The following is a 20,154-nucleotide window of genomic DNA, read 5'->3' as shown; positions in this document are numbered from 1 at the left end:
CGTGGGCACTGTCCCTGGGGTGGTCTGCCCGTGATCATCCAGGGGAGGGGCTGGGGTGTGGAGGGTCGGGACCACAGCCAGTCACGTGGCACCCGGCAGCGACAGTCTCGTCGAAGCGGGCGTGCCCCAGCGTCGGGGACAGCCGCCCACGCAACCCCAGGAGACGGTGGTGCACCCAACCCAGCCACCCCCAGAAGGTGAAGGGCCGAGGCGAACCGGCGGGAACACGCGCGAAGCCCGGATCACGAGGCGGGCGCCGGGCGACCCGGGCCGGGAACGGCGCGCCCACCGGCAGGTAACTGACCAGGCGTGGCCCGATGGATCGACACGATTGCGCCCTGCAGCACCCCGACCGCTCAGCCGCCCGACCGGCTGCGGCATGATCCGAAGTATCGGTTGCTCATGGCTGCCCGCACGACCATGAGCACCCGCAACTTCGGATCATGCACGGGAAGATCGCGAGTATCGGTTGCTCATGGTTGTCGCCACAGCCATGAGCAACCGATACTGCGGATCATCGGCGTGGTCACGCTGACGGGCCGTGGCCCACCGCGACGCGCTGGCGGACCTGCCGATCCACGCGTCCTGGCTCAACCAGGTTGAGATCTACTTCTCGGTACCGCAACGCAAGGCCATCAGCGCGGTCGATTTCGCCAATCTCGATGCCCTGGCCGACCAGTCCTGGCCTCCCAAGATCGCTACAACAGGGCGCGACACCGTTCGACTGGGACCTTCAGCCGGACCGAGCTCCGCGCGCTGCTCAACCGCCTGGCCCTGCAGAGCAGGCATCACGCACGCGACCGCCGCACGACCCCCGACGAACTAAGGGATCCGACCGCCAGTGCTTCCGGCGGGGAGCGCTAGCGTCGCCGTGTCGGACGGTCGTCCCGAACGGGCGTTCCTCGCCGGCCGGGGAGATGCGTAGTGTCTCCGGCGCAGGCGTGGGTGGGACGGTGCAGGTTGGGCGAGGTCGAAGGCCGCCGGCGCGGCGGGGTCACGATGACCGACGTCGCTCGCCGGGCCGGTGTGTCGACCATGACGGTGTCCAACGTGATCAACGGGCGCTCGCAGCGCGTGAGCGAGCCGACCAAGCGGCGGGTGCTCGCGACGATCGCCGAGCTCGGTTACCAGGTCAACGTGACGGCCCGGAACCTGCGGATGGGACGTACCGGGGCGGTGGGGTTGGCGGTGCCCGGCTTCGCGCCGGGGTACTACGGCGAGCTCGCGGACCTGCTGGCAGATCGGTTCGCGGATCACGGGTTGCGGCTGGCGGTGGAGCGGACGGGCGGGAGCCGGTCGGCCGAGCTCGACGCGCTGACGGCGGCGCGGCTGAGCGGCTACGACGGCTTCGTGCTCAGCGTCGTGGCCGGTGACGTGGCCGATCTCGATCGCCTCAGCGTCGATACACCGGTCGTGCTGATCGGTGAGCGTGCGGTCCCCGCCCGGTTCGACCACGTGCTCATGGACAACGTCGGGGGTGCGCGGCAGGCCACCGAGCTCTTGATCCGCACTGGCGCGCGGGGGATCGCGTTGCTCGGCGGCGTCTCCGTCGCGGAGGAGACCATGCAGGGGCTGCGGACGCGCGGCTACCGGAACGCACACGAGGCCGCGGGCACGGCGGTCCGCGACGAGCTGATCGTTTCCTGCGGGTTCGGCGTCCGAGACGGCTACGCGGCGGTACGGGGACTGGTCGGTCGGGGGGTGCTGTTCGACGCGGTCTTCGCCCTGACCGACTCGGCCGCGATCGGTGCGCTGCGTGCACTGGCCGAGGCCGGTAGGCGGGTGCCGGAGGACGTTCAGGTGATCGGGTTCGACGACCTCGAGGACGGCAGGTTCACCGTTCCGTCGCTGACGACCGTCGAGCCGGGGAACGCCGAGATGGCGGACACGATCTGTGCGCTGCTGGTCGAGCGGATCGCATCGCGCCCCGCCTCCGTCCCGGCCCGGGTGGTCATGCCAGAGGCGCGGCTCGTGGAGCGGGAGTCCACCCGCAGAGCATGACGGGCGCCCGCGCGGTGCCGGGGCCGTCGGCACCGCACGGGGCACGCGGTGAGCGGGGTCAGGCCAGTTCCAGCTCGACGGTGGCGAACGAGTGCGGCGGGAGCACCATGCTGAGCTCCCCGGACCGGAGCGTGACCGCGAACTCCGTCGGCGCCACGGCGTCCGGCGCGGTCGTCGTGTTGTGGCTCTGCGGCTTGTCGGCCGTGAGGATCCGTGCGCGCGTGGCCGCGATCTCCCGGCCGCGCAGGTCCAGGCGCAGGGCTGTGTCGGTGTCGAGCGCGAGGTTGCTGATCGAGACCAGCGCCTTGCCGTCCTTCGTGCTGGCCGAGACCGAGAGCGGGTCGAGCCCGTCGTCGCCGACCGCCACCCGGTCGGGCCTCTCGATCAGGTGCACCGGCACGGCGGCGGCGTCCTGGTGTCCCTTGTTCATCTCGAAGACGTGGTAGGTCGGGGTGAGCACGATCCCGCCGGCGTCGTCGCTGTCGTCGGTGAGGATCATCGCCTGCAGCACGTTGACGGTCTGGGCGATGTTCGCCATGCGCAGCCGGGCGGCGTGCTTGTGGAAGATGTCGAAGTGCAGGCTCGCGACCAGCGCGTCGCGCATCGTGTTCTGCTGGTGCAGGAAGCGCGGGTTGGTGCCCGGTTCAGCCTCCCACCACGTGCCCCACTCGTCGCAGACCAGCCCGACGTGGCGCTGGGGGTCGTATGCGTCCATCACCGCGCTGTGTGCGGCGATGACGCGGTCGATGTCGGCGGCCTTGACCATGGTCCGGTAGTACTGCTCGTCGGTGAACTCGGTGGCCGAGCTCTTCGAGATCCCGTCGCCTGCGAACGAGTAGAAGTGGAACGAGATCGCCTGGAAGACGCCGCGGGGCCGGCTCGTGCAGCCGAGGCAGCTGACGACCTTCATCAACGCCTCGGTCCAGGCGAGGTCGTCGTCGGCGGCGCCTGCGGCGATCCGGTGCAGCTCGTTGCCGTCGTGGTTGTGCAGGAACGTCGCGTACCGGCTCGCGAGCTCGGCGTACGTGTCGGCGCGCATGTGCCCGCCGCAGCCCCACGCCTCGTTGCCGATGCCCCAGAACGGGACCTTCCACGGCTCGTCGCGACCGTTGGCCTTGCGCAGCCGGACCATGGGTGAGTCGCCGTCGCGGGTGAGGTACTCGACCCACTCGCTCATCTCCTGGACCGTGCCGGAGCCGACGTTGCCGTTGACGTAGGGATCGGCGCCGAGCAGCTCGCACAGCGCCATGAACTCGTGGGTGCCGAAGTGGTTGTTCTCCTCGACGTCGCCCCACAGCGTGTTGACCATGACCGGTCGCTCCTGCTTCGGGCCCACGCCGTCCCGCCAGTGGTAGGCGTCGGCGAAGCAGCCGCCCGGCCAGCGAAGGTTGGGCACGTCCAGCGCGCGCAGGGCCTCGACGACGTCCAGTCGCAGGCCGCCCTCGTTCGGGATCGGTGATTCCTCGCCGACCCAGAACCCGCCGTAGACGCAGCGACCGAGGTGCTCGGCGAAGTGGCCGTAGAGGTGCTTGCTGATCGTGGGACCCGTGACGTCGAGATCGACGACAGCGCGAGCACTGGACGTGGGCATGGGAGTCCTTCCGGCGTCGAAAGTTTCGGCCCGAGATCTCGACGAGAGGAGGCTTCCCAGGCGAAGTTTCACGTTATACCGTGACCGCCGTTACTCCGACGGGACCGCTGATCGCCCGCATCCGTCGTCGTAGCGACAGAAACTTTCGAAAGCAGGAGGCGCACCGCCGTGAAACTCCGCACCAGCCCGCCGCTCGCGATGCTCGCAGCGGCCGCGCTCCTGGTGATCAGTGCGTGCTCGCCGGGCTCCGTGTCCGGGGGTGGCGGGGACGGGAAGTCGTTCGAGTTCTGGTCGTTCAGCGGGATCGACCAGAAGTCAGATGTCGACGACTACATGCGCGCCCATCCCGACATCCAGGTCAAGCTGACCGAGGTCGGGAGCACCACGGAGACCGCGCAGGCGCTGACCACGGCACTCGCCGGTGGCAAGGTGCCCGACCTGGTGCTGATCCAGGGCGATGACATGCCCAAGTTCGTGCAGCAGCCGCAGAACTTCCACGACCTGCGCGAGTACGGCGCCGACCAGATCAAGGGCGACTACCTGGACTGGGTGATGGAGCAGGCCGTCGCCGACGGTGGCCAGACCATCGGGATCCCCACTGACGTCGGTGGCTTGGCCGTCGCCTACCGCGCGGATCTGTTCGCCGCGGCGGGCCTGCCCGCCGACCGCGAGTCGGTCTCGAAGATGTGGTCGACGTGGGACGCGTTCATCGAGACCGGGAAGCGGTACACGGCAGCGACCGGGAAGCCGTTCGTCGACAACATCCCGACCAGCGTGTTCTACCAGGCCGTCAACCAGGTCTCCCAGAAGTACTACGACGACGCGGGCAACCCGATCTACGACCGGAACCCCGAGGTCAAGGCGGCGTTCGACCTGGCGCTGAAGGCGATCGACGCGGACATCTCGGCCAGGATCTCGTTCGGGTCCGACGGCTGGAACGCCGCCCTGCCCCGCGGTGACTTCGCGGTCGTCTCGGCGCCCGCGTGGCTGCTGGACCAGATCCGCAGATACGCGCCCGACACCGCGGGGAAGTGGGACGTCGCGACGATCCCCGGCGGGGCGGGGAACTGGGGCGGCAGCTACCTGGCCATCCCGGCTCGCGCCCAGAACCCGGAGGCCGCGTGGGCCTACATCAAGGAGATGCAGTCGCCGGAGCGCCAGCTCGAGCACTTCCTCGACGTCGGTGCTCTCCCGACCACGCCCGCCGTCTACACCGACCAGCGGCTCAAGGACAAGCGCGACGCGTTCTACTCCGGGGCGCCGACGGGTGAGATCTACACGCAGGCGCTGCTGGGGCTGAAGCCGTTCCACATGGGGCCGGACACCGCCACGATCGGCCAGGAGTTCCTCAACGCCCTCGTGAACGTCGAACAGGGTTCCGGCGATCCGGCCACCGCATGGGACGACGCCGTGCGCAACATCCGCACGGCCATCGGCGCGTGACGTGACCGCGACCCTGCCGACGCGGCTGGTGCCGGCCCGGTCGCCGTCCGGCGCCACCGGATACGCGCTCCCGTTCCGGGAACGCGTCGCGCCCTACGCGTACATCGCCCCGTTCTTCCTGCTCTTCGGGGTGTTCGGGCTGGTCCCGTTCCTGTTCACGTTCTACATCGCGCTGTTCGAGTGGAACCCGATCGGCGACCAGACGTTCATCGGGGTCGACAACTTCACGCGGATGCTCGCCGACCCGCGGTTCTGGAACGCGACCGGGAACACGATCAGCATCTGGGCGCTCTCGACCGTCCCGCAGTTGTTGGTCGCGCTGGTGCTGGCCCACGTCCTCAATCACGCCCGGCTGCGCTTCGCGCTGTTCTTCCGCATGTCGATCCTGGTGCCCTACATCACGTCGGTGGCGGCCACCGCGATCGTCTTCGCGCAGATGTTCGACCGCGACTACGGCCTGCTGAACTGGCTGCTCGGGCTGGTCGGGATCGGGTCGATCGACTTCATCCAGTCCGTGTGGGGCAGTCACGTCATGATCGCCGTGATGGTCGCGTGGCGGTGGTTCGGCTACACGGCCCTGCTGTACCTCGCGTCGCTGCAGGCGATCCCGCGCGACATCTACGAGGCGGCGTCGATCGACGGCGCGGGCGGATGGCACCAGTTCCGCCACATCACGGTCCCGTCGCTGCGGCCGGTGATCATCTTCACCGTCGTCACGTCGACGATCGGCGGGCTGCAGATCTTCACCGAACCCCTGCTGGTCGCCCGCACGACGAACCTCACCTGCGGCCCGGTGCGACAGTGCCAGACGCTCACGCTGTTCCTCTACGAGCAGGGCTTCGGCAAGTACGAGTTCGGCTACGGCGCCGCGATCGGAGTGGCGCTGTTCGTGATGATCATTCTGGTCGCCGCCGTCAACTACGCGCTGTCCAGCCGGATCAGGGGGAACTGATGCTGATCGACACGACGGCGGGCGGGGCGATCGGCACGACGATGACGGGCGCGCCGTCCGGGGGGCGGCGCGCCCGGTCGGGAGGCCGTCTCGGCCGGGTGCGGTGGTGGAGCTACCTGCTGGTGGGCGTCGCCGCGTTCGGCTCGTTGTTCCCGCTGTACTGGATGTTCATCGTCGCCTCGACCGACTCGGCCACCGCGACGCGGATGCCGCCGGAGATCGTGCCCGGCGGGAACTTCTTCCAGCTCGCAGGCCTCGTCCTGGAGACGGTGCCGTTCCTGCAGTCGATCCTCAACAGCCTGGTCATCGCCACGACGATCGGCGTCGGTCAGGTGTTGCTCTGCGCGCTCGCCGGGTTCGCCTTCGCCAAGCTGCGGTTCCGCGGCTCGGGCGTGCTGTTCCTGATCGTGGTGCTCACGATGACGGTGCCGACGCAGCTCGCGATCATCCCGCAGTACATGATCATCTCTTGGTTGGGCTGGGTCGACACGCTGCAGGCGGTGACGGTGCCGGGCCTCGCCAGCGCGTTCGGGATCTTCTGGATGCGCCAGCACATCGCGGCGACCATCAGCGACGAGCTGATGCAGGCAGCCCGGATCGACGGGGCGAGCACCTGGCAGATCTTCTGGCGGATCGCGTTCCCGATCGTGCGGCCCGCGGCGTTCGTGCTCGGCCTGTTCGGGTTCGTGACGGCCTGGAACGACTTCCTCTGGCCGTTCATCGTGCTCAAGTCGCCGGAGCGCTTCACGGCCCAGATCGCCATCAAGGCCCTGCAGAACAGCTACACGGTGGACCTCGGGCTCGCCATGTCGGGATCGTTCCTCGCCACGCTGCCGCTCCTCGTGCTGTTCGTGCTGGTCGGCCGCCGGATGGTGGCCGGCATCCTGGACGGAGCGTTCAAGGGGTGAGCCCGCGGCACGGCATCCACGACACCGCGCCCGCGGCGCGGTGGGAGGACGGCTTCCTCTCCGGGAACGGGGAGTGCGGCCTGATCGCATTCGGTGATCCCGCCGCCGAGCGGATGATCGTCAATCACCACCGGTTCGTGCTGCCCAACGGGACCCGCCACATGGGGCCGCCCACGGTCGCCCATCGGCTCGACGAGGTGCGGGACCTCGTGCTCGCGGGTGAGGCCAAGGCGGCGCAGCGCACGTTCTCCGACGGCAGGCGGCTGGCGTGGACCCAGCCCTTCCACCCCGGCTTCGTGATCGAGATCGATCGCGCGAACCCGCCTCCGGCGCGCGACTACCGACGGGACACCGACTTCCGCACCGGCGAGGTGAGCGCCGCCTGGACGGACGCAGGCGGGGGGTGGCGCAGCCGCGGATTCGTGTCGCGCGCCGATCGGGTGCTGGTGTACGAGCTGGCCGGGCCCGCCCTCGATCTTGCGGTGCGGCTCTCGGGCGATCTGCCCGGGCGGCCCGCCGACGTCGGGTACTCCTGCGTGGCCGAGGCAGGCGACGCGCGGGAGGTGCTGCTCGCCATCCGGGGTACCTACCCGCCCGGTCTCGGGGCGTACGGGTTCGTCGGCGTCACCCGGCTCGTCGCGGTCGACGGGCCGGTCCGCGTCGAGGGCGCATCCGCGGTGGTGCGCGGAGCATCGCGGCTCCTGCTGCTGACGGTGCTCGACCGGGCGGACGGGCCGGTCGACGAGGAGCCGTTGCGGCAGCGGTTGGAGGCGCTCCCCGCCGACTACTCGATGCTGCTGCGCCGCCACACGGCCGTGCACGCCCCCATGTACGAACGTGTGGAGCTCGATCTCGGAGTGGCCGCGGACGAGCGCGCGCAGTCGGTTGCGGAGCTGCTCACGGCACAGCGCCGGGCCGATGCACCGACCCCCGCGCTGCTCGAGGCCATGTTCCACGCCGGTCGCTACCTGCTGATCAGCTCGTCAGGGGTGCTGCCGCCGCGGCTCACCGGGCTGTGGCTGGGGGAGTGGGGCGCGGCGTGGTCGGGGGACTTCACCACCGACGCGAACGTGAACCTGCAGCTGGCCGGCGCCGGCATCGGCGCGCTCCCCGAGGCGGTGGAGAGCCTGGGGGCGTTGATCGCCGACCAGATCGACGACTGGCGGGACAACGCCATGGCCGTGTTCGGGGCGCGCGGGGTGCTCGCCCCGAGCCGCACCGACGGCGAGCACGGACGCCTGTTCCACCTGAACGCCGAATGGCCGTGGGCGATGTGGGTGGCGGGCGCCGACTGGCTGCTGTTCCCCCTCCTCGAGCATTGGCAGGTCACCGGCGACGACGAGTTCCTCGCCGATCCGCTGGCGCCGTGGCTGGTGGAGGTGGCGCTGTTCTTCGAGGACTTCCTGGCGCGCGAGGACGAGCACGGCTCCATGGTGCTCGTCCCCTCCTACTCGCCGGAGGTCGGCCCGGCCGGCCGCGCCGGGGTGGCCGCCGTGAACGCCACGATGGACATCGCGGCCGCCCGCCACGCGCTGTCGGCGGCTGCCGAGGCGTGCACCCGGCTCGGCATCGAAAGGGAAGCCGTTGCGCGCTGGCAGACCCTGCTGAAGCAGTTGCCGCCCTACGTCGTGGACTCGCGCGGTGCGCTCGCCGAGTGGGCGTGGCCCGGCCTGGTGACCCCGGACGACCACCGGCACGTCAGCCACCTCTACCCGGTCTGGCCCCTTCACGAGATCACCCCGGACGACACACCCGAGCTGGCCGCGGCCGCGCGCCGCGCGCTCGTGCTGCGCGGCGACGAGAACCTCTCGGCGCACGGTAGCCTGCACCGGGCCCTGTGCGCGGCCCGGCTGAAGGACGCCGCTCTCGTCGAGGCGAACCTGGGCAAGATCCTCGGCAACGACATGGTGTTCCGGTCGCTGATGACGTCGCACAACCCCGGGCTGGAGATCTACAACGCCGACGCGGTGCACGCGATCCCGGCGGTGATCATGGAGGCCTTGGTCGACTCCCGCCCCGGGGTCGTCGAGCTGCTCCCCGCGCTACCCCGGAGCTGGGCGCGCGGGCGGATCAGCGGGGTTCGCTGCCGGAACGGGGTCACGGTCGCCGAGCTGGCCTGGGACCTGGAGCGATCGACCGTGCGTGCCCTCCTGCGATCCCACGCCGACGTGACGGTCTCGGTGCGGTGCGCGCGGGCGCGCGGGCCGTTTCGCCGTGGCGAGCCGGTGCTGGTGGCGGCCGGTGAGCCGGTTCGCGTCGAGTTCGCGCTGGCGGCCGACAACACGGGTATGCATGCACCGCTCCCTATTTGAAAACGATGTTCAAAAGCGGTTGACTGCCGCTCATGCCCGGCCCTCTCGACGAACTCCTCGGCCGTTCCCCGCTTCGTGATCCCGCCCGCGGCCGACGGGCGGGCGACATCGCCGCGCTCGTCCGGACCACCTTGCGGATCCCGGAGGACATCGCGATCACGGTGCAGCAGCTGAGCTGCCGCGAGCCGGGTTGCCCGCCGGTGGAGACCGTGATCGCCGTGCTCGGCACCCCGTCCCGGCGGTGGACGATCCACCGCCGGATCGCCGAGATCGACGACGCGGCCGTCGTCGGCGTGCTCGCCAACGACCCCGCCCACGACCACGACTCGATGGAGACGACATGACCAGCCCTGAACACGACGAGCGGATCCCGGTCACCGTGCTGACCGGGTTCCTCGGTTCCGGCAAGACGACGCTGCTCAACCGGATCCTCACCGAGCAGCACGGCAGGCGGATCGCCGTGATCGAGAACGAGTTCGGTGAGGTCGGGGTCGACGACGCGCTCGTGCTGAACGCCGAGGAGGAGGTGTTCGAGATGAACAACGGCTGCATCTGCTGCACCGTCCGCGGCGACCTCATCCGCATCCTCGGCGCTCTGCTGCGACGCAAGGACCGCTTCGACGCGATCCTCATCGAGACCACGGGCCTTGCCGATCCCGCGCCGGTCGCGCAGACCTTCTTCATGGACGACACCCTGCGTGCCCAGCTGCGCCTCGACGCGATCGTCACGGTCGTCGACGCCAAGCACGTCCTGGGCCACCTCGACGAGGTCAAGCCCGACGGCGTGGAGAACGAGGCCGTGGAGCAGATCGCCTTCGCCGACCGCGTCGTGCTCAACAAGCGCGACCTCGTCGCCGCCGAGCAGGTCGACCGCGTCACCCGGCGGATCCGGGCGATCAACGGCAGTGTCGCGGTGCTGCCGGCCGTGCGCTGCGACGTCGACCTCGCCGAGATCCTCGACGTGCGGGCCTTCGACCTCGACCAGGTGCTCGCCGCCGAACCCGAGTTCCTCGACCCGGACAGCGAGCACCAGCACGACCAGACCGTCACCAGCGTCGGCATCGACGTCGACGGCAGCGTCGAGATCCCGAAGCTCAACGAGTGGCTCGGCGAGCTGCTCAGCACCCGAGGTCCGGACCTGTTCCGCAGCAAGGGTGTGCTCCACCTGGCCGGCACCGAGCAGCGCTACGTGTTCCAGGGGGTGCACATGCTGCACGACGGCGAGCTGGGCGCACCGTGGCGCGAGGGTGAGTCGAGGCGCAACCGGATGGTGTTCATCGGGCGCAACCTCGACCGCGCCGAGCTCGAGGCGGGGTTCCGGGCCTGCATGGCATCGGAGCCCGCAGGGGTCGGCCGGTGACCGCGGCCACCGACGAGATCGCCGGCCACCTCGATCTCGGTGAGCCCGTGCACTCGCTCGTCCTCCTTCCCGATGGCGGCGTCGTCGCGGGCGGCAGCGAGGGACGCGTCGTCGTGACCGACCGGTCCGGCCGGGAGCGCCTGCGGCTGCACCTCGGCGACTTCCTGCTGACCCTCGCCGCGAGCCCGGACGGCACCCGGCTCGCCGCCGGCGGGAGCGAGCGCCTCGCAATGTGGGACCTCACCGACGGAACGGCGCTGCACGAGCACGCTGCCCTGTGGTGCTCCTCGCTGGCCTGGGCCGCCCACTCGCGCCACCTCGCCGCGGGCGACGGGCGGATCGTGCGGCGGTTCACCCGCGACGGCCGCCCGGACTGGTCGAGCACCCCGCTCGCCAGCACCGTCGCCGGGCTGGCGTTCCTGCGCCGCGACGGCCGCCGCATCGTCGCGGCCGCATACCAAGGCGTCACGATCCTGGAGCCGGCCACCGACCGCGTGATCGAGCACCTTCCCGCTCCTGGCGCGATCGCCGGTCTCGCCGTCGCCCCGAACGGGCGCTGGGTCGTCGGCGGCAGCCAGGACGCCACCCTGCACGGCTGGAAGGTCCCGGGCGGCAGCGACTTCCGCATGAGCGGGTTCCCCACCACCGTCTCCCGCCTCGCGTTCGAGCCGGGCGGGCGGTGGATGGCCTGCGACGCCGCCGACAGCGTCGTCTGCTGGGACTTCTCCGGCGCAGGCCCCACCGGACGGGAGGGCCTGCTCGCCGAGGGCCACGCCGCGGCGGTGGCCTCGCTGTGCTGGGCGCCGGCCGACGGCGCCGGTCGCGCGCTGGTCACCGCCGACGCCGCAGGCGACGTTGCGCTCTGGCGAATCGAACCCCACCACGGGCCCGGCGACCGGGTCAGGCCGTCCTGGACCGCTGCCACCGGCGACCCCGCAGGCGCGGTCGCTGCCACCGGCACGCACATCGTGTCCGGGCACCGCTCCGGGACCATCCGATGGCACCGCCGGTGACGGTGCCGCCGGCATCACATGTCGGTACGGGGAGCCGATAGCGGATCAGTCGAGAGCTGTCGCCGGCGACCGCGACGGAGGACGCGTCGTGCAGGATCGCAGCGACTCCGGGGCGTCCGACGCGCCGGGGATCAGTGAGGAGCCGGTGGGGCAACGGCGGCCCATGGGGTTTCGGTGGTGAAGATGGTTTCGGGGTCTTCGCGGTTGGTGTGCAGGTCCCAGTAGACGCGGGCGATTTCCTCGGCAGGGGCCGTCGGTGCTCCGGGGAAGGCGGGGGTGTCGACCGAGACGTCGATGGCGACGTGGGCGGCCTGGACGCCGGTGCCGGCCAGCTCCTTGTGCAGGTTGATCACCCAGTTGCGCAGTGCCGCGGCGGCGGCGTTGACGTTGGCGATCTGCGGGACGGGGTCGATCGAGCCGGCGCCGGTGGTGTAGAGCAGGGTGCCGGTGCCGGCCTCGCGCATCGCGGGCAGCACCGCCCGGGTGGCGGCGATGGCCCCGTAGAGCTGGAACTGCAGCTCGTGTTGCACGTCGGACGGATCGGTCTCGGATGGCGCGGTCAGGACGGTCGAGCCGAGTCCGCCGACGGGGGAGTACTCCAGGACGTCGATGCCGCCGACGTGTGCGGTGGCCCTCTCGAGTGCCCGGGTGAGCGCGTCGCGGTCGAGCACGTCGGCGGGGAACGCGGCGGCGGTGATGCCGTCGGCGGCGAGTCGGGCGACCAGGTCGTCGAGCTTGGTGCGGTTGCGGGCGATGAGGGCGACGTCGAAGCCGTGGGAGCCGAAGGTGCGGGCGATGGCCAGGCCCATTCCGGGGCCGGCTCCGACGATGGCGATGCTGGGCACAGCGATCCTTTCAGGGTCTCCGGAACTGGATAGGCCTATCCAGTTCCCTTGCCGAGCGTAGCACGAACTGGATAGACGGTTCCGTTTCGGCGGTCGAGCACGCCGGCGGAGCGCCCGCTGCGGTGCACCGGACTGGAGGCTTGACTAGTAAGTCCTATTGAGCAACTCTTCTGGTCAAGCCCCAGTGATGTGGAGGAGACGGTCGGCGATGGAATGGACGGGCGCCCGCTACGCGGACAAGCCGACGGTCGAGGTGCGGACCTGGATCGACGCCCCGCCGGAGCGGGTATGGGCGGTGGCGTCCGACGTCGAGGCGATGCCGAGCATGAGTGACGAGCTCGAGTCGGTGGAGTGGCTCGACGGCGCCACCGGCCCGGCCGTGGGGGCGCGGTTCGTCGGCCGCAGCAAGCACGAGGCGTTGGGGGAGTGGGCCACCACCTCCCACGTCATCGAGTACGACCCGCCGCGGGTGTTCGCGTGGGCGGTCGTGGACCCGGACGAGCCCACCGCGATCTGGCGCTTCCGGCTCGAACCGAAGGAGGGCGGGACCGAGCTGTCGCAGTGGATGCAGATGGGGCCCGCACGCTCGGGCCTGTCGTTCGCGATCGATCGGATGCCGGAGAAGGAGCAGAAGATCGTGTTCGTGCGGATGCGGGAGTTCGAACGGAACATCACCTCCACGCTGGAACACATCAAGACGCTGGCCGAATCCTGATGCGTACCGCGACCACGATCGAGGCCTCCGCCGGTGACCGGTGGAGGGAACACGTCGATTTCGTGGTGGAGGCGGAGAAGCTCGGCCTCGACGTGTGCTGGGTCGCGGAGGCGTGGGGCTCGGACGGGCCGTCGGCGCTGGGGTTCTACGCGGCCCGGACGGACCGGATGCTGCTCGGGTCGGGGATCATGCAGGTCGGCACCCGCACCCCGGTCGCGGTGGCGCAGACGGCGATCACCCTGTCGAACCTCTCCGACGGCCGGTTCCTGCTCGGCCTCGGCGCATCCGGGCCGCAGGTGATCGAGGGCCTGCACGGCGTGCCGTTCGCGCGCCCGCTGGCGCGGATGCGGGAGACGGTGGAGATCGTGCGCCGGGTGCAGGACGGCGGGAAGATCTCGTACAGCGGGGCCGAGTTCCAGATCCCCTGGTCCGGTGGCGATGCGGTGCCGATGCGCTTGTCGATGCGCGCGCACCACCCGATCCCGATCTACCTGGCCACCCTGTCGCCGTCGATGCTGCGCCTCACCGGGGAGATCGCCGACGGCTGGCTGGGCACCAGCTTCGTGCCGGAGGGCGCGGCAGGCGCCTACTTCCGCTACCTGGACGAGGGTCTGGCCGGTCGCGGGCGATCCCGAGCCGACCTGGACGTATGCCAGGGAGCGGAGGTGGCGTTCGCGCCCGACGAGGACGAGCTACGCCGGATGGTGGCCGGGCGGAAGAAGGAGCTGGCGTTCAGCCTCGGCGGCATGGGCTCGGCGTCCACGAACTTCTACAACAAGGCCTACAGCCGCCAAGGCTGGGCCGAGATCGCCGCCGAGGTGCGCGAGCGGTGGCAGGCCGGGGACCGCGACGGCGCCGCCGCGCTGGTGACCGACGACATGGTGCTGGGCACCACGTTGATCGGTACCGAGCCCATGGTGCGCGAGCGGTTGCGCGTCTGGCGCGACGCCGGCGTGAACACGGTCCGTCTCTATCCGGCCGGGGACACCCTCGATGCGCGGCTGTCCACCTTGGCCAAGGCGATCGACCTCGTGCGGGAGATCGGGAGTTCATCGTGATCGAGTGGCACAAGACAGCGTGCAACCTCTGCTACGTCAACTGCGCGCTCGAGGTGCAGACCGACGGCCGGGCGATCACCCGGATCCGCGGTGACAAGGACAACCCACGCACGGCCGGCTACCTGTGCCAGAAGCCGCAACGGCTCACCTGGTACGGCGATCACGACGACCGGCTCACCACGCCGCTGCGCCGCCGCGCCGATGGCACGCATGAAGCGGTCAGCTGGGAGACGGCACTGACCGAGATCGCCGCGCGGTTGCGCGCGGTCCGGGACGAGGACATGGCCGAGGGGCGACCCGGTTCGTTCGCCTACGTCGGCGGGGGTGGCCAGGGCAACCACTCGGGCGGCGGGTACGGGCACGCGCTCATGAGGTGGATGAACGCCACCCGGTTCTTCGGGGCGCTGTCGCAGGAGAAGACCGGCGACTTCTGGGTCAACGGCAAGCTCTACGGCGGGCAGACCTGCCACACGTCCGAGGGGGTCGAGGACTGCGACCTGCTGGTGGTGATCGGCTGCAACCCCTGGCTGGCCAACGGGTTCAACCGCGCCCGCAACGTCGTGAACACGATCAAGAACGACCCGGGCCGCAAGATGATCGTGTTCGACCCGAGGCGCACGGAGACGGCGGCCGTCGCGGACGTGCACCTGCCGCTGCGCCCGGGCACCGACGCCTACCTGCTCGGCGCCATCCTCGCGCTGATCATCGAACGGAACGGCGAGGACGAACAGTTCCTTGCCGCGCATGCGGAGGGTTTCGACCAGGTCGCCGCGGCGCTGCGCCGGATTCCAGTGGACGCGTGGATCGCGCACGCGGAGGTCGAACGCGCCGACGTCGAGCGCGCGGTGGACCTGATCCTCGCCGCCGACGCGATGACCGTCCGCGTCGAGCTGGGAATCCAGCAGGGCCGCAACTCCACGCTCAACAGCTACCTGGAGAAGCTGCTGTACCTGGTGACCGGGAACTTCGGGCGGCCAGGCACCAACGCGCTGCACTCGTGGCTGGTCCCGCTGTGGGGCGAGTCGCGCGGGCAGCGGTCGGAGATCACCGGGTTCGAGTACATCGGCGGGTTGCTCCCGCTCAACACGCTCGCCGAGGAGATCCTCGCCGACCATCCCCACCGGGCCCGGGTGCTCTGGGTCGAGTCGTCCAACCCCGCCAACACGGCGGCCGACACCGCGATGACGGAACGAGCGATCAGGCAGTGCGAGCTGTCCGTCGTGGTCGACATCGCCTACACGGAGACCGCCGCGCTGGCCGACTACGTCCTCCCCGCCGCCTCCCAGTTCGAGAAGTGGGAGTGGACGTTCTTCGACTTCGAATGGCCGACCAACTACTTCCACTTGCGCAGGCCGCTGTTCGACGCGCTGCCCGGCACGCTGGTGGAGGCGGAGATCTACGCGCGCTTGTTCGACGAGCTCGGTCTGTTGCCCGATCAGCCGACCCTCGACCGGCTCACCGATGTCGCCCGCACCGACCGGCCGAACCTGCTGAAGCACGCCGGCCCGGTGCTGCAGGACAACCCGGCGATCGCACCGGTGCTCCTCTACCGCACCCTCGGGCGCACGTTGCCCGCCGGCGCGGCGTCCGCGGCGATCCTCTGGCCGGGATGCCACACCGCGGCGAGGAAGATGACCGTTCCGGTGCAGCGGGCGCTGGGCACCGACCAGACCGGTCCGGCCCTCGGAGAGGCGCTGTTCGACCGGGTACTGGCCAGCCCCAGCGGATTCGCCTTCAGCGCCCACGAGTACGACGAGATCTGGAGTCTCGTGCGCAACGAGCGCATCCAGCTCGCCGTGCCCGAACTGCTCGACTGGCTCACCCGCCTGGACCCCGACCGGGACGGCACCGATCCCGACTATCCGCTGTCGCTGGTCAACGGGCAGCGCCGCAGCCACAACGCCAACCAGATCATGCGCCCGCCGGCGTGGCGCAAGTCCGACCCCGACGGCGCGCTGCGGGTCCGCACCGAGGATCTCCACGCGATCGGCGCCGCGGACGGCGAGTGGGTCGCGGTCGTGACGCGGACCGGGCGCATCGTGGTCCGGGCCGAGATCGACGACAGCCTCCGCCGCGGCCAGGTGGCGCTGCCCCATGGCTTCGGGATGTCGGTTCCCGACGGGCATGGCGGACGGGTGACCCACGGCCCCCGGATCAACCTGATCACCGACGTCACCGACCGCGACCCCATCGCCGGCACTCCCCACCACAAGGACGTGTCCGTGCGCCTGGAACGCGTGACGCCCGTCGAGCTCGCGAACGCCGAGCGGGATCGCGACCGGGTCCGGCAGCTGATCAGCCAGAGGAGCTGACCATGAGAGACGCAGTCATCGTCGACGCGGTCCGCACGCCCGTCGGCAAGGGTAAGCCGGGCGGTGCGCTGTCCGGCGTGCATCCGGTGGACCTGCACGCCCACGCGATCCGGTCGCTCGTCGAGCGCACCGGGATCGATCCGTCCGTCGTGGACGACGTGATCAGCGGCGCGGTCGGGCAGATCGGCGAGCAGAGCGGCAACACCGCCCGCTGGGCGGCGCTCGCGGCCGGCTTGCCGGAGTCGGTCCCCGGCGTGACCGTCGACCGGCAGTGCGGCAGCAGCCAGCAGGCGGTCCACTTCGCCGCTCAGGGCGTCATCGCAGGGGCGTACGACGTGGTGATCGCCTCGGGCGTCGAGTCGATGAGCCGTGTCCCGATCGGCAGCCAGACGATCGGCCACGATCCGCACGGCCCCGGCGTCGCGGCCCGTTACCCCGAGGGGCTCGTGCCGCAGGGCGTCAGCGCCGAGCTCATCGCGCAGCGATGGAACCTCTCGCGAGTCCGGCTGGACACCTTCGCCGCGGAGAGCCACCGGCGCGCCGCGACCGCGTGGGACGAGGGCCGGTTCACGGGCGAGGTGACGCCGGTGAAGGCCCCCGCCGACGGGTCGCTCGCCCAGGTCGGCCGGGACGAGTCGATCCGGCCGGCGACGACGGCCGAGGTTCTGGCCGGGTTGCGGCCCGCATTCCGGACCGAGGTGTGGGAGCAGCGGTTCCCGCAGCTGGAGTGGAAGGTCACCGCCGGCAACTCCTCACCCGTCAACGACGGGGCGGCCGCGTTGCTGATCACCAGCAGCGAGACCGCGAGGCGACTCGGCCTGCGCCCGCGGGCCCGGCTGCACAGCTTCGCCGTCGCAGGCGACGACCCGCTGTTCATGCTGACCGGCGTCATCCCCGCGACCCGGAAGGTGCTCGACCGCGCAGGCCTCTCCCTTGCCGACATCGACGCCTTCGAGGTCAACGAGGCATTTGCCAGCGTGGTACTGGCATGGCATGCGGAGACCGGCGCGGACCTGGACAAGGTCAACGTCCACGGCGGCGCCACCGCGATCGGACACCCACTCGGTGCGAGCGGGGCCCGCCTCATGACGACGCTGCTCTCCGTGCTCGAGCAGCACGGCGGCCGGCTCGGGCTGCAGACCATGTGCGAGGCAGGTGGTCTGGCCAACGCCACGATCATCGAGCGTCTCTGACGGTCAGTCGGCGGCCAACCGCTTCGCCGCTTCCGGTGCCAGGTCCAGAAGGATCTCCCAGAGCGGGTCCGAAACGCCGTCAGTGCCGGTCTCCCTTGCGGCAGGACCGGCGCTGAACTGGCCTTTTGTGGGTGACAGGATTTGAACCTGCGACCTCTTCGTCCCGAACAAGGTCAAGTTCTACAGCCCACCTGCGACTATTGCTAAACGCCCTGGTCAGGGTATTGGTCCTCGTTGCTCCGCGGCGGCGTTGTGAGCCCTCGACTGCAAGATTCTCTCCCGGATTCTCCCACCGCGGGGTCTCGCCGGGGGCTACGCCGGCGTAGCTCGGCATCGAAGCACTGGCCGCCGCCCCGCGGGAGTGCGCTACGGTCGGAACCCTGCCGGCCACTTCGTTGCGGCGGACGAGACGACCCCGTCGAGATCGGCACCCTCGAGGTCTGCGCCGGTCAGATCAGCCCCGGAGAGATCGCTGCCGCGGAGCGTGACCTGCGCCAACGTCGCCTGCGTGAGGTTCGCCCCGGCGAGCTTCGCGCCAGCCAGGTTCGAGCCGAGGAAGCAAGTCCGGCGGAAGTTCATGCCGGCGAGATCTGCCCCGCGGAGATCGACGTACTCCAGCTCCGAGGTATCACCCTCCGTGATCATCTCCCGCCGTGAGAGCGCGGCGAGTGCGGCACTCACGTCGTCTGGCAGACCGACCGCTGCCGCCCCGGTGCCACCCGCGGGCGGCCACGGTACGCGCTTGCACACGAATGCAGTGAGCAGCGCGTGCACCGCTGGGCGATACCCGCGGTCGAGCCCCGAAAGCAGCTCCATTGCGTAGACGCCGCCCTGTCGCACCGAGATGTCCTGGCTGGCCAACTGGTCGATCGACTTCGCGAACAGGCCGATCGTGTTGCCTTCGCGGTTGACACGGATCTGGCGCAGCGTCGCTGCCGCGCCCAACGCGACGCCGCCTAGCGCGAGGAATCCGACCATGCTCTGCAGCAACCCCGAGCGGACGTCGTTCTCGGCCTTGAGTCGGTCCACCCTGGTTAGGGCGGTCCCGCCAACGTCTGGCCCGACCAGCCAGGCCGGGAAGACGGTGGCGCACGCGAGCACCACCCCGCACACCATCAGGACGGCGACCACGACCCCAATCAGGACCGTCCACCGGCGGGGCCACAGAGACATGGTTCAACCTAACGCGCTCGATGAGCGCATCGCGGACGTTCATGAGGACGACGTCCATGGCATGGCCCGGATTGGCTATATCCGTCAGCCCCGACCACAGAGGTTCGTTCGTCCAGCGTCAAGGCGTCCACTCGACCCACCTGCGGTCAGTGATCCGCAGTATCGGTTGTCCATAGTCGCGCCAACGACCATCTGCACCCGATACCGGCAGGTCAGCGCGGCGATCAAGGGCTGTTGGTCGCGATCGGAGATCATCTAGCGACCATCTCGCCTTGATCGCCGCGTTGTACCCAGGATGGAGGCCCGGCCGATTCGGCAACACGCTCAGCCAGGGCCGACCGCCGCCGAACGTCGCGCTGGCCGCGGTCCCCATGGCCTTCGCCGTGGGCGCAACCGGCTCGCGACGCGGCCACCTGGACGCCGCTCGGTACGGCCAGACCCCTTCAGCGCCCTCCTGGCCGCTCCACACGGCGGCAGCAGCGAGTACGCCGGAGTGCCGCCTTCGCCAGTGCCTTGACATGCTGAGTCCTATTAAGCAACTCTAGTGGTCAAGCCCCATCCGCCTGGAGGAGGTTGGTCGGCGATGAAGCCCGCCATGCCACTGGTCCGTTTCGAGCAGCAGGACGCGTTGGGCGTTCTCACCGTCGACAACCCTCCGCTGAACCTGATGTCCGAGGCGGTTGTGGCCGGGTTCGAGGACGCGATCAACGCGATCGAGCCGGCTCCGATCCGCGCGCTTCTGATCCGCACGGAGGGCCCGCATTTCATGGCGGGCGCGGACGTGCGGATCTTCCATGCGCGGTCCGCGGCCGACGCGCGGGCGCTGTTCAGCCGGGCGCTCCCCGTGTTCGCTCGGCTCGAGGACCTGCCGGTGCCCACGGTCGCGGCGGTGCAGGGCGTCTGTCTGGCTGCCGGGCTCGAGCTGGCGCTGTTCGCGGACATCGGCAAGGACATCCACGCCAACACCGACTTCGAAGGCCGCTGACCGATGGAGTGGACCGGGCTGTTCGCCTGTGACTGGTGTGGCTGGATGCCCTGGAACTGCACGTGCGCCCAGTGGCAGGAGGCCCAGCGGCAGGAGGCGCAGCGGCAGGCGGCGCAGTCCGACATCGGGGCACAGCAGCCGGCGGAACGTGTGGCCCTGCCGGGGTCGGCGGGCGCCGCGCGAACCGACACATCCCCCCGGATCCTGTCGCGCCTGCCGGAGCGGCAGCGCGGCCTGGTCGAGCGCCCGATCCGGGCCTGCAGCGCATGACGCGGGATCGGAGGGAGGACGTC

18 protein-coding genes are annotated in these 20,154 nt (G+C 70.4%); 15 read left to right on the top strand and 3 right to left on the bottom strand.

The genetic code is table 11. From position 1 onward, the window contains the following. The first annotated feature begins 541 nt into the window (after positions 1-541). Positions 542-826 (top strand): hypothetical protein, encoded by a 285-nt coding sequence (locus K1T35_RS37235; protein ID WP_220256406.1) that lies wholly within the window; start codon positions 542-544, stop codon positions 824-826. Positions 827-999: 173 nt separating this feature from the next. Further along, complete coding sequence (locus K1T35_RS37230; RefSeq protein ID WP_220256405.1) at positions 1,000-2,001, top strand: LacI family DNA-binding transcriptional regulator; 1,002 nt, start codon at positions 1,000-1,002, stop codon at positions 1,999-2,001. A 58-nt stretch (positions 2,002-2,059) separates the two neighbouring features. Here the strand turns inward: K1T35_RS37230 and K1T35_RS37225 are convergent, their stop codons facing one another. Then, positions 2,060-3,592 (bottom strand): alpha-N-arabinofuranosidase, encoded by a 1,533-nt coding sequence (locus tag K1T35_RS37225; protein ID WP_220256404.1) that lies wholly within the window; start codon positions 3,590-3,592, stop codon positions 2,060-2,062. Positions 3,593-3,760: 168 nt separating this feature from the next. Here K1T35_RS37225 and K1T35_RS37220 point away from each other — a divergent pair, with 168 nt between their 5' ends. From K1T35_RS37220 to K1T35_RS37190, 7 genes are read left to right on the top strand one after another with little or no spacing between them, the layout of a single operon-like run. Further along, the gene (locus K1T35_RS37220) at positions 3,761-5,035 is read left to right on the top strand and encodes an ABC transporter substrate-binding protein (protein WP_220256403.1); all 1,275 of its coding nucleotides are present in this window, start codon (positions 3,761-3,763) and stop codon (positions 5,033-5,035) included. Position 5,036: 1 nt separating this feature from the next. Then, the gene (locus tag K1T35_RS37215) at positions 5,037-5,987 is read left to right on the top strand and encodes a carbohydrate ABC transporter permease (protein WP_255621146.1); all 951 of its coding nucleotides are present in this window, start codon (positions 5,037-5,039) and stop codon (positions 5,985-5,987) included. Beyond that, positions 5,987-6,895 carry a carbohydrate ABC transporter permease gene (locus K1T35_RS37210; RefSeq protein WP_255621145.1) on the top strand — a complete coding sequence of 303 codons (909 nt, stop codon included), beginning with the start codon at positions 5,987-5,989 and terminating at the stop codon, positions 6,893-6,895. The genes K1T35_RS37215 and K1T35_RS37210 overlap by 1 nt, the downstream gene beginning before the upstream one ends. Further along, positions 6,892-9,207, top strand: coding sequence for a glycoside hydrolase N-terminal domain-containing protein (locus tag K1T35_RS37205; RefSeq protein WP_220256402.1), 2,316 nt, complete (start codon positions 6,892-6,894; stop codon positions 9,205-9,207). The genes K1T35_RS37210 and K1T35_RS37205 overlap by 4 nt, the downstream gene beginning before the upstream one ends. Positions 9,208-9,239: 32 nt before the next feature. Further along, positions 9,240-9,551 (top strand): hypothetical protein, encoded by a 312-nt coding sequence (locus K1T35_RS37200; protein WP_220256401.1) that lies wholly within the window; start codon positions 9,240-9,242, stop codon positions 9,549-9,551. Continuing rightward, positions 9,548-10,567 carry a GTP-binding protein gene (locus K1T35_RS37195; protein WP_220256400.1) on the top strand — a complete coding sequence of 340 codons (1,020 nt, stop codon included), beginning with the start codon at positions 9,548-9,550 and terminating at the stop codon, positions 10,565-10,567. Before K1T35_RS37200 ends, K1T35_RS37195 begins: the two co-directional genes overlap by 4 nt. Beyond that, the gene (locus K1T35_RS37190) at positions 10,564-11,580 is read left to right on the top strand and encodes a WD40 repeat domain-containing protein (RefSeq protein ID WP_220256399.1); all 1,017 of its coding nucleotides are present in this window, start codon (positions 10,564-10,566) and stop codon (positions 11,578-11,580) included. The genes K1T35_RS37195 and K1T35_RS37190 overlap by 4 nt, the downstream gene beginning before the upstream one ends. A 131-nt stretch (positions 11,581-11,711) precedes the next feature. On the opposite strand, the gene K1T35_RS37185 is transcribed toward K1T35_RS37190, so the two are convergent. Further along, a complete protein-coding gene (locus tag K1T35_RS37185; RefSeq protein ID WP_220256398.1) occupies positions 11,712-12,425 on the bottom strand; it encodes an SDR family oxidoreductase in 714 nt (237 codons plus the stop codon). Between the two features lie 208 nt (positions 12,426-12,633). Between K1T35_RS37185 and K1T35_RS37180 the strand changes: the two genes are divergently transcribed. Genes K1T35_RS37180 through K1T35_RS37165 form a run of 4 tightly spaced genes read left to right on the top strand, consistent with a single transcriptional unit; the run spans position 12,634 to position 17,703 of the window. Beyond that, positions 12,634-13,140, top strand: a complete 507-nt coding sequence (locus K1T35_RS37180) for an SRPBCC family protein (protein WP_220256397.1) — start codon at positions 12,634-12,636, stop codon at positions 13,138-13,140. Continuing rightward, positions 13,140-14,198, top strand: coding sequence for an LLM class flavin-dependent oxidoreductase (locus tag K1T35_RS37175; RefSeq protein WP_220256396.1), 1,059 nt, complete (start codon positions 13,140-13,142; stop codon positions 14,196-14,198). Before K1T35_RS37180 ends, K1T35_RS37175 begins: the two co-directional genes overlap by 1 nt. Then, positions 14,195-16,510, top strand: coding sequence for a molybdopterin-dependent oxidoreductase (locus tag K1T35_RS37170; protein ID WP_220256395.1), 2,316 nt, complete (start codon positions 14,195-14,197; stop codon positions 16,508-16,510). Before K1T35_RS37175 ends, K1T35_RS37170 begins: the two co-directional genes overlap by 4 nt. 2 nt (positions 16,511-16,512) lie before the next feature. Next, a complete protein-coding gene (locus K1T35_RS37165) occupies positions 16,513-17,703 on the top strand; it encodes a thiolase family protein (RefSeq protein ID WP_220256394.1) in 1,191 nt (396 codons plus the stop codon). Positions 17,704-18,069: 366 nt separating this feature from the next. Here the strand turns inward: K1T35_RS37165 and K1T35_RS37160 are convergent, their stop codons facing one another. Continuing rightward, a complete protein-coding gene (locus K1T35_RS37160) occupies positions 18,070-18,876 on the bottom strand; it encodes a pentapeptide repeat-containing protein (protein ID WP_220256393.1) in 807 nt (268 codons plus the stop codon). Between the two features lie 595 nt (positions 18,877-19,471). Here K1T35_RS37160 and K1T35_RS37155 point away from each other — a divergent pair. After that, on the top strand, positions 19,472-19,861 hold the full coding sequence (locus K1T35_RS37155) for an enoyl-CoA hydratase/isomerase family protein (RefSeq protein WP_220256392.1): 390 nt from the start codon (positions 19,472-19,474) through the stop codon (positions 19,859-19,861). 45 nt (positions 19,862-19,906) lie between these two features. Next, entirely contained in the window at positions 19,907-20,131 is a 225-nt protein-coding gene (locus tag K1T35_RS37150) for a hypothetical protein (RefSeq protein ID WP_220256391.1), read from the top strand. The last annotated feature ends 23 nt before the right edge of the window (positions 20,132-20,154 follow it).

This window comes from Pseudonocardia sp. DSM 110487, from assembly GCF_019468565.1.
In the GTDB taxonomy this organism is placed as follows: Bacteria; Actinomycetota; Actinomycetes; order Mycobacteriales; family Pseudonocardiaceae; genus Pseudonocardia.
The sequence above is the reverse complement of the archived record's forward strand: the minus strand, read 5'-3'. Positions and strand labels throughout refer to the sequence as shown.